Annotated in this window: 8 protein-coding genes and 3 pseudogenes; 4 read left to right on the forward strand and 7 right to left on the reverse strand. The window is 47.8% G+C overall.

Annotated features, from left to right (window positions below; genetic code table 11):
* Positions 1 to 207, forward strand: a pseudogene (locus QUF18_RS20000) (hypothetical protein); the annotation flags it as partial.
* A 451-nt stretch (positions 208 to 658) separates the two neighbouring features.
* On the opposite strand, the gene QUF18_RS20005 reads toward QUF18_RS20000, so the two are convergent.
* The 4 genes from QUF18_RS20005 to QUF18_RS20020 all read right to left on the reverse strand — a co-directional run bounded on the left by QUF18_RS20005 (position 659) and on the right by QUF18_RS20020 (position 4538).
* Positions 659 to 1807: an NAD(P)/FAD-dependent oxidoreductase gene (locus tag QUF18_RS20005; RefSeq protein ID WP_289389016.1), complete on the reverse strand. Its 1149-nt coding sequence runs from the start codon at positions 1805 to 1807 to the stop codon at positions 659 to 661.
* Between the two features lie 103 nt (positions 1808 to 1910).
* Entirely contained in the window at positions 1911 to 3350 is a 1440-nt protein-coding gene (locus QUF18_RS20010) for an FAD/NAD(P)-dependent oxidoreductase (protein ID WP_289389017.1), read from the reverse strand.
* Positions 3347 to 3652, reverse strand: coding sequence for a (2Fe-2S)-binding protein (locus tag QUF18_RS20015; protein WP_353074559.1), 306 nt, complete (start codon positions 3650 to 3652; stop codon positions 3347 to 3349). The genes QUF18_RS20010 and QUF18_RS20015 overlap by 4 nt, the downstream gene beginning before the upstream one ends.
* A 109-nt stretch (positions 3653 to 3761) precedes the next feature.
* Positions 3762 to 4538: a transporter substrate-binding domain-containing protein gene (locus QUF18_RS20020; RefSeq protein WP_289389019.1), complete on the reverse strand. Its 777-nt coding sequence runs from the start codon at positions 4536 to 4538 to the stop codon at positions 3762 to 3764.
* A 196-nt stretch (positions 4539 to 4734) separates the two neighbouring features.
* Between QUF18_RS20020 and QUF18_RS20025 the strand changes: the two genes are divergently transcribed.
* Complete coding sequence (locus QUF18_RS20025) at positions 4735 to 5643, forward strand: LysR family transcriptional regulator (protein WP_289389020.1); 909 nt, start codon at positions 4735 to 4737, stop codon at positions 5641 to 5643.
* Between the two features lie 331 nt (positions 5644 to 5974).
* Here the strand turns inward: QUF18_RS20025 and QUF18_RS20030 are convergent.
* Positions 5975 to 6421 (reverse strand): annotated as a pseudogene (locus tag QUF18_RS20030) (IS110 family RNA-guided transposase); the annotation flags it as partial.
* Between the two features lie 81 nt (positions 6422 to 6502).
* A complete protein-coding gene (locus QUF18_RS20035; RefSeq protein WP_374807252.1) occupies positions 6503 to 6694 on the reverse strand; it encodes a helix-turn-helix domain-containing protein in 192 nt (63 codons plus the stop codon).
* Between the two features lie 49 nt (positions 6695 to 6743).
* On the opposite strand from QUF18_RS20035, the pseudogene QUF18_RS20040 reads away from it, so the two are divergent.
* Positions 6744 to 7136, forward strand: a pseudogene (locus QUF18_RS20040) (IS30 family transposase); the annotation flags it as partial.
* Positions 7137 to 7466: 330 nt separating this feature from the next.
* Here the strand turns inward: QUF18_RS20040 and QUF18_RS20045 are convergent.
* Positions 7467 to 8177: an IS6 family transposase gene (locus tag QUF18_RS20045; RefSeq protein WP_434547427.1), complete on the reverse strand. Its 711-nt coding sequence runs from the start codon at positions 8175 to 8177 to the stop codon at positions 7467 to 7469.
* 20 nt (positions 8178 to 8197) lie between these two features.
* On the opposite strand from QUF18_RS20045, the gene QUF18_RS20050 reads away from it, so the two are divergent.
* Positions 8198 to 8878 carry an IS6 family transposase gene (locus QUF18_RS20050; RefSeq protein ID WP_289389022.1) on the forward strand — a complete coding sequence of 227 codons (681 nt, stop codon included), beginning with the start codon at positions 8198 to 8200 and terminating at the stop codon, positions 8876 to 8878.
* Positions 8879 to 8932 lie beyond the last annotated feature (54 nt).

The following is an 8932-nucleotide window of genomic DNA, read 5'->3' on the forward strand; positions in this document are numbered from 1 at the left end:
CATGCTGCGCTTTACAGGATGAAGAATGGCAAGACCCAATCCCCATTGGCGGAGTGGGCGCGAACCCTGTTGGCGAAAAAACCCTTCAAACTCGTTGCGGTCGCTCTCGCAAACAAGATTGCGCGCATTGCCTGGGCGATCATGGCGCGGAATATACAATTCCGGCCGGAGTTTGTGCCTGATCACCGGGCGCTGATTTCAGTGTAGGTATACAGAAGCGAAGAAGCTTTGCCTTTCTGGGCACCACAGTTGGCGGAGTGACGATGGTATGATGTGATAGCAAAGCGGAATGGACCGCACGAGCCGAAGAACCCGTGGTGTTGTCTTGCGCATCAACAGCGCGACAATGTGATAGGGATCGGTTCTCGCGGACAACATCAGGGCCAGCGGTCATATCGTGCCGCATAAACAGGCCGGAGACATGACTGCACCCGACCCGCAAAGCTAAAACATCACCAAAATCATATTGCCAAACGGGCGCCATCCAGACATGACAGCACCAAATTGAGAACTAACAAACACCTTAGAACGGAATTCTATAAGATCACTAAACCGGAAAATACATTCGTGCACCAAAGCCACTCCGGCTTTTGTGTCAGAGTTTCACACAGACCTTTTTGGCCTTTATTAATATGATCGATGTTATCATATCGCCCGTTTAGACCGTGCTTAACATCCCGTCTTCGCCAAAGCGATGAGCAGAAAACGACTCGATTGGCAAACTGCTTTTACCCTCAACAATCAGGTCTGTCAGCACAGAGCCAACAATAGGCCCCAACTGAAACCCATGCCCGCAGAACCCAAAAGCATGGAAAAAATTATCTTCAACACGGCTCGCACCAATCACCGGAATCATATCCGGCAGAATGGCTTCAAGCCCCGACCATGTGCGCACAATCTTTGTCTGCCGCAGCAGCGGGAAAAAATCGCAAATATGACGGGCACTTTCCGCCAGTCGTTCTGCAACCGTGTCTGATGTATCATTATCGAGTTCAGGTATGCCTAGAATGCCACCGCCGATAACCAATGTTCCGTCCATGCTTTGTTTAAATGACAATGCTCTGCTCAGACCAAAAACAACGGGGTCAATAAATTTTTGCATACGCGCCGTTACCATCATCGATAAGGCTTCATAAGTGTTGGGAAATTTTTCACCGATCATCTCGGCAAGTTTCCACGCCCAGGCGCCGGCAGTATTGACGACAACGCCACATTCAAATTGTGTGCCATCTGTCTCAACAATCCATCCATTTTGCTTGCGCGCAAATCCCGTTACCCGCCGCCCCTCGATGATGGTGCAGCCAGCGCGTTCTGCTGCGATACGAAACGACTGACTGGTACGAAAAGGATTAGCGTGTCCGTCTTTTCTGGCGATCAAGCCACCAACCACGCTTCCATCCGCTATATGCGGGATAAGGCGCTTAATTTCAGCCTCATCAATGACCTCTTCAAAGTCATAACCTAAGGCACGGGTTTCCGCAGCGCGGCCCTCACACCAATCAATTTCCGCCTGATTTTCAGCCAAAGCAATCTGTCCGACATGACCGATAAACTGGCAATTTTCAGCCAGATCCGCACCAAGCAGATCATCAAGCCGATACCATTTATCCATAGCGGCTAGCGAAAGCGGTATTTCATGCACAGAACGTGTCAGCGTTCTCACACCACCGGCATTCACACCGGAAGCATGACGTCCGGCAATATTTTTCTCAATGATCAGCGTTTTAATACCACGTCTGGCCAATTGCAGGCCGGTACAACAGCCATGTATTCCTGCGCCAATAATAATAACGTCATATTTCATCATCGTCACATCTTTATCATTGCCAGAGATTGGCAGGAAAATTCACTTGTCGTTGTGTACTTGTCACAAAACAGCACTGCGCATGGGCATCATCGAAACAAACGCTTTAGATGCGACCGATCGGATCTTCAGAACTGCCGGACTGCTTCTCAATGCCTGTGTTTGCAAGATAAGCCCACTGTTCAAGCGAGACAGGTTTCACAGGCAAGCGTATCCGGTATGAATGAATATCCTCACGCGTGGTATTCAGCGTTTGGCTCATCAGATTGGCTACCGTGCTTGCACACATACGGCCCTGACATTGCCCCATGCCGCAGCGGCTGAACGCTTTTAACTGATCAATTTTAGTGAAGCCTGCGTTTAGATGATCGCGCAATGTTCCCGCAGTGATTTCTTCACAGCGACAGACAATCGTCTCATCCTCAAGTGGCCGTACACTGAGTGTTGGCCGGTAGGCATGATTGATAAACCGGCGTAAACTTCTCTGCTGCTTAAGCTCTTGAAACAAAGGTTTCGCACTGGTATCCCGCTGTTCAGCGGAAATATGCCCTAACTCAAACGCAGCATTTAATGCGGCTAGTCTGCCTTGCGCAGGCGCACCGGCAGCACCACTGATGCCTGCGCCGTCACCAGCAACAGTAATACAAGAAACAGACGTTTTACCCCACTGATCTGTCACAGGTTTCCATGCAGATATTTCATCATCGAATACGTGTTTGCAACGCAAAGCAGAGGTGAGCTGGGTATTCGGAATAACGCCCTCATGCAGGAACAAGAACGAGGCTTCGAGCCTGTCTCCACGCCCGTTGCATTCATATCTGACCGTTTCCAAAGCACAGGCACCTTCAGCAGCAACCTTTTCTGCATTGATAATTTTTACGCCACCGCGTTTCAGTTCATAAATCCAACCCAGCCCTTTGAGCAATTGGCGCACAGCTGAAACACGAGCAGGGAAATATCCCAGCGACTGGCTTACAGGAGGTGCAGTATTCAATATTGCACGTAACGGTGCGCCCAATCGCATCAACTGGATTGCCACCAGATAGACTAACGGCCCTGAGCCGGCGATCACAATCGGCTTATCCGGCACAAGTGCCGATGCCTTAATCAAAGTCTGCACCGCGCCAAGGCTCATCACATTGGGCAGCGTCCAGCCCGGCACAGGAACTGGACGCTCCATCGCACCGGTGGCAATAATGACCTTAGAGGCATTGAACATGGTGGCTTTATTGTTTTGAGTAAAAGCAAGATCGCCGTCATTCTTCACGTTCCAGACACTGCTATACGGGCGATACGTAATCTTTTCCTGACGAAAAGCTTCAGCGAGTAACTGGCCTTTGCGGTAATCCTGCCCTAGCACATTTGTCAGGTCAGCATTCCGGCTGCTGTTATGCTCAATATTACGATAAACTTGGCCGCCAAGCGCTGCCTGTTCATCAAATAAAACAACATCAACGCCCAGTTGCGCGGCCTGAACAGCAGCAGCAATACCGGCAGGACCTGCACCGATAATGGCAAGTTCAGAAGACATTTTTTCCGATGTCATGCCATTTCTCCAAATCCGCCAGAGCCGTTTTGGCTGCGGACATCCATCCCATCACGCACCGGTATAAGACAGGACTGGCAATCAGACACACCATCAATGACAACTAGACAATCAAAACAATTGCCGATCATGCAATAAGGTTTTCTGTCAGCGCCTGAAACAGGGGTCGTGCGGAAACTATTCACTTGATGGGCAAGCAAGGCTGCAGCAACGCTATCCGTTGCACAGCATTGCAGCGGCTGACCATTGAAAAAAATAGTGATATCTTGATTGGATTTTTCAATTCGCCGAAACATCATCATACCTTCTGACTATATAAGCAGAGCGGATTTGATTGATTCAAATCATTAAAACCGCTCTGTCTCTTTTAATCTTTTCGCATTTAGTTGCGTATAATTTTACCGGAAGGATTTACTTCGGCGTGATATCCGCATCAAACCATTTTACGGAAAGTGCTTTATTGAAGCCATCATTGTTGACGCTATCGATTGCGGCATTAAAAGCTTCAGCCAAAGCCGTATCAGGTTTGCGCATGGCAACATGGATTGTTCCGCTCCCCAATGCGCCGCCCTGAAAAGTAGGCCCGACCAAAGTTGCGCCAGCAATTGTTCCATCTTTAATCACCGGTGTTAAAACCGTAATATTGGCAATCACGACATCAACCCGACCTGCTGCCAGATCAAGATTTTGCTCTTGAAATGTCTTATATTCACGGATCGTAACATAGTCTTTCAGATACTCATTAGCGAAGAGTGCTGCCGATGAGCCGCGCTGTACTCCGACGGTTTTGCCCTTCAGAGTTTCACCAATAGTCTTCAATGCCCCAAGTGAAGCCTGTTCATTTTTAGTGATGTTATACGCGTTTGTATCTGCAATGCTATTAGCAACAGAATTGCCTGCCAGTGTCATGAATGCATTTGGTGCAGCCGTATAGGGAGTAGAAAACAGAGCTACCTTTTCCCGTTCAGCCGTCTTGCCCATTGAAGCCATGATAGCGTCAAATTTTCCTGCATTCAGCCCCGGTAAAATACCGTCCCAGTCTTGTGCAACTATATTGCATTTAACTTTCATGCGGCTGCACAACTCAGTAGCCAACTCTACTTCGTAACCCACAAGCTTACCGTCTGGTGTGGTGAAATTCCACGGTGCATAGGCGCCTTCAGTGGCTATCGTAATTTCCTTTGGCATTGCATTTTGCGCAAATGCAGCACCCAAAAAAAATGATACGGTCAAAAAACAGCCCATATATAGTTGTTTTTTCATCTTAAAATTCCTCCTTAATCCCAAAATGAATGTTATTAATCTGGAATATCAAAAACCAATACTATATATTCGCAACTATATAGGATTTTCCTATAGAATTACTAAAACAAAGGTTTAGGTTATGAATTTTCGGCAATTATCTGCATTTCAAGCCGTTATGCAAACCGGAACCGTAACGGCAGCGAGCGCATTACTCAGAATCTCCCAACCATCCGTCAGTGCCCATATTGCGAACCTCGAACATAATTTAAAGCTTCAGCTTTTTCAGCGTGTAGGTGGTAGACTACTGCCTACAACAGAGGCAGTATTATTTCATCAGGAAGTCACGCAATTAATGCAAGGCATGGGGCGCCTTAAAAACTTTGCAAGCTCTATCAATAATTTACAAACTGGCGAGCTGAATATTGGTTCGTTTCCCGCTCTTGCCAGCATCGTAATGCCGACCTTTATTGGTTCATTTCTGAAAAAGCTGCCCGAAATCAAACTTTCACTGATTTCTGAGGGATCGTTTCCATTAGCCGAGCTGGTAGCGCATAGACAGATAGATATCGGCTTCATTCAAATGCCGGTTGATGATCCAGCTATTATTTGCAAGCCTTTCTTTGAAACGGCCTTCATCTGCGCAGTTTCTCCTCAACATCCGTTTGCCAATAAGATATCCATTTCCCCTCAGGATCTTAATCAGCAGAGCATCATTCGTTTGATGCGAAATACTGAACTATGGCGCAATATTGAAAAAACGTTTCAAAACAATAATATAAACGCAATTTTTCGCTATGAAACAGATCTCGCAGACCTGGCTTGCTCCTTTGCCGAGCAAGAATTAGGCATCGCGATTGTTGATCCCTACTCTGCATTACGCTGGAACAAGCAACTGAAGCTCATCCCTTTTGACGTATATATTCCAGCCAATATATATTTAATATATAGCCGTTTTCTTACACATTCTTTATTACAAAAATCTTTTGAAAATGAACTCCAAAATCATTTGAAAAGTGATTTTTTGTTTACCCCCACACCAAATAAATAGCAGGATAAGAATTAAAATAAAAAATTATCTAGGGTCAGAACCTATTAAAGGGGTTCTGTCGCATATGTGGAACGACCTTGATAGCAAGGTTTTTCTGCATTGATGGCCCATGGGACGGTGCAGTCATATGTTCGGCCTGTTAATGCGGCTTTATTCCCCGCTGGCCATGATGATATCCGCGATGCCGATCGCCTTAATCAAATTTGCGTGCTCAAAAACACATTGCGACGGACGGTCTGATCGATATCTGGATTTTGTCCGGTTGGTTCATCACGTTTGGCACCTTGCCATATGATCCGGCTGCTTTAGCCGGAACTTCTGGATCCTTGTTTTATGCTTTCATCATATTGTCCGGCGCTTGATACGTTCCACCTTTCACCAAGAGCGCCCAGATCGTGCGCGCAATTTTGTTGGCTAGCGCTACGGCTGCAACCTTATAAGGGCGGCGTGCAGTCAATCCGATAACCCACTTTGGCATCGGCACACCACGCCGAGCTTGCTTGAGAATAGATGTTGCGCCGACAATCAGCAGTGTCCGTAACTGCTTATTCCCCTGTTTCGATATTCGGCCGAGCCGCTCCTTGCCACCACTGGAGTTTGATCGGGGCGTAATACCTATCCAGGCGGAGAGATCTCGACCAGTTTTGAATGCCGCAGGATCATGAATGGTCGCTTGAACCGTCGCAGCGATGATGGGTCCAACTCCGGGAATACTGGTCAGACGTCGGGCAGCCTCATCTGCTTTCACTGTCGCGATGATCTTTCTATCGAGTTTTTCCTGCATGGGCATACTCTAAACTTGATTGTTTTAAGCCATATGCCGGATGCCGCATCACCCCGTCTTGAAGGAAATTGCAGTTCAGTTCATCGCGGTGGCATAAATGCCGGGGGACATGCCATAAGTTCGGGCGAAAAGCCTTGTCATGTGGCTCTGGTCAGCAAAACCAGCCGCTTGCGCTGCATCGGCAAGCGCTGTGCCTCCGGCAATCATCTTCCGTGCCCTTTGGAGCCTGCGCTGTGGTCTGCCCCCATTGAGTGATCCGAGTTTAATGTTAGTGCATGCTGGGTCTAATCGCTAGAGCCGGAGTTGATGCTGGTCCGTTTTGAGGTGGCCAGACCGAGGCCTCCAATCACGGCCGGTGATGGATGGCGTGATTAGGGTGCTCCAGCCACTACCCCAAATGGCGCGTCGGTCCATCACCTTTGATCGCGGCACAGAGTTCACAGAATGGGCTTATCTGCAGGCCGGCATCGGATCACAAACATGGTTCTGTGATCCGCAATCACCCTGGCAGAAAGGAACGGTTGAAAACACTAATAGACGAGCAAGACGCTGGCTTCCCCGAGACCTTGATCCGCTCACCCTCAGTGACCGCGATCTCGCCTTCATCTGCAACCGTCTCAACAATACGCCGCGTAAATGCCTGGGGTATAAAACGCCAGCAGAAGTCTTCCGGCAAAAACTTATCGCAAATAAAAATCGTTATGCGTAAATTCAAATCGCAAAAGTCGCGCTTCAGCATGAACTCACACCGCAAAGTTAAAATGTCCTGTTTCTGCAAAATAGAAATGTCACACTCTTCGCATTTTAGGATGTGGGAGTTTGCAGATGGGATGGATTTTAATGAGCGAGCGAGAAGTTTTAATTCTCGTCACTGATCCAGTTCACAAATTGCCATTTCAGCCACTTCTAACGTTGTAGATATAGTGTCGTTACTTTCAATGGACCATGCTGTTGAAAGTCCACACCATGCAATTATCCACTTGAGAAGGTGTTGTCACATTGTTTGAAGTAGGCGCGTGCTGAAGCGGGTCAGTGGATTTTACGCAAGTTTATGCGCTGTTGCTTTCCATTCAGCGATAGCATTTATGCGATGCGCTCGGATTAAGCCCGCTGAACGGATGGAACTGGCTTGAACAAAATGGTTTCGAGTGGCTGAAAAGATTGATACGAAATGCTGCAATGACCCGATTGACCGAAACCCTTGTCGAGTTCGCTCGCGCTTGCGAAACGGCAAGTGCGAATTCTCAGCTCGATTATTCAGTCCCTTATGCGAGCGATGCTCGACGTTAGTCATGAGCTGACGCTTGGCAGCACCATAGGATCGTAGCTTATCGGTGACAATACGTTTTGGTGCACAGCCTTGTTTCTTCAAAAGTCTAACCAGCAAACGCTTTGCTGCCTTGGTGTTACGGCGTGTTTGAACAATCTCATCGAGCACATAGCCATCTTGATCAACTGCGCGCCACAGCCAGCACTTCTTGCCACCGATACTAACAACGACTTCGTCGAGATGCCAGACATCACTGGCCAAGGGTGTCTTGCGGCGCAATCGCGCGGTGAGCGAAGAGCCATGTGACGAGCACCACCGGCGGATCGTTTCGTAAGAAACCTCAACGCCGCGCTCAAGCATCATTTCTTCGACTTCACGAAGGCTGAGATTGAAGCGAAAATACAGCCAGACTGCACGCGCTACAATTGAGATGGGAAAGCGATGGTTTTTGTACGTCGGAGCTTGCTCATTCATGAACATCAAATACCGCAATCATATTGATGAATAATCAATGTGACAGCACCCCCAAATCTGTTATTCTTTATGCGTTATTCTTTTATGTGCGCTATTCAGTCTCCTATCGTGATCTTCAGGAGATTCTGCAAGAACGCGGTGTTGATGTTGACCACACGACTTTAAATCGATGGGTCGTCAAATACTCAACGCTTATTGCCGCCCAGGCCCAAAAGCGCAAACAGGCGACAACTTCCTCATGGCGCATGGATGAAACCTACATCAAGGTCAAAGGACGTTGGGTCTACCAGTACCGAGCCATTGATAAACAAGGCAATACGTTGGATTTTATGTTGTCAGAACAGCGTGATGCCGATGCAGCGACCGCTTTTTTTAAACGGACAATTGAAACCAACGGTCTACCAGAGAAAGTGGTGATTGATAAAAGCGGGGCCAATTTCGCCGGATTGCGTAATATGAATATGCTGTTTTGGCTCTGCGGCATATATTATTTCATCGATATCCTGCAGGTCAAATATCTCAATAATATTATTGAGCAGGATCACCGCTTCATTAAGAGAATTACCAATCCGATGCGAGGGTTTAAACCCTTCGCATCGGCCTCCGCAACACTGGATGGGATTGAGACCGCCCATATGATCCGCAAAGGGCAGTTTGCCATGGGCGGCAAATCACCATTCGAGCAATTCGCGGCACTCGCAGGATAAGTGTGTCCGGAGATAAGACGCGTCTCGCCTAATTGAAAACTTTGCAACAGAACC

This window comes from Pseudochrobactrum kiredjianiae (assembly GCF_030362795.1).
GTDB classification, from domain to species: domain Bacteria; phylum Pseudomonadota; class Alphaproteobacteria; order Rhizobiales; family Rhizobiaceae; genus Pseudochrobactrum; species Pseudochrobactrum kiredjianiae.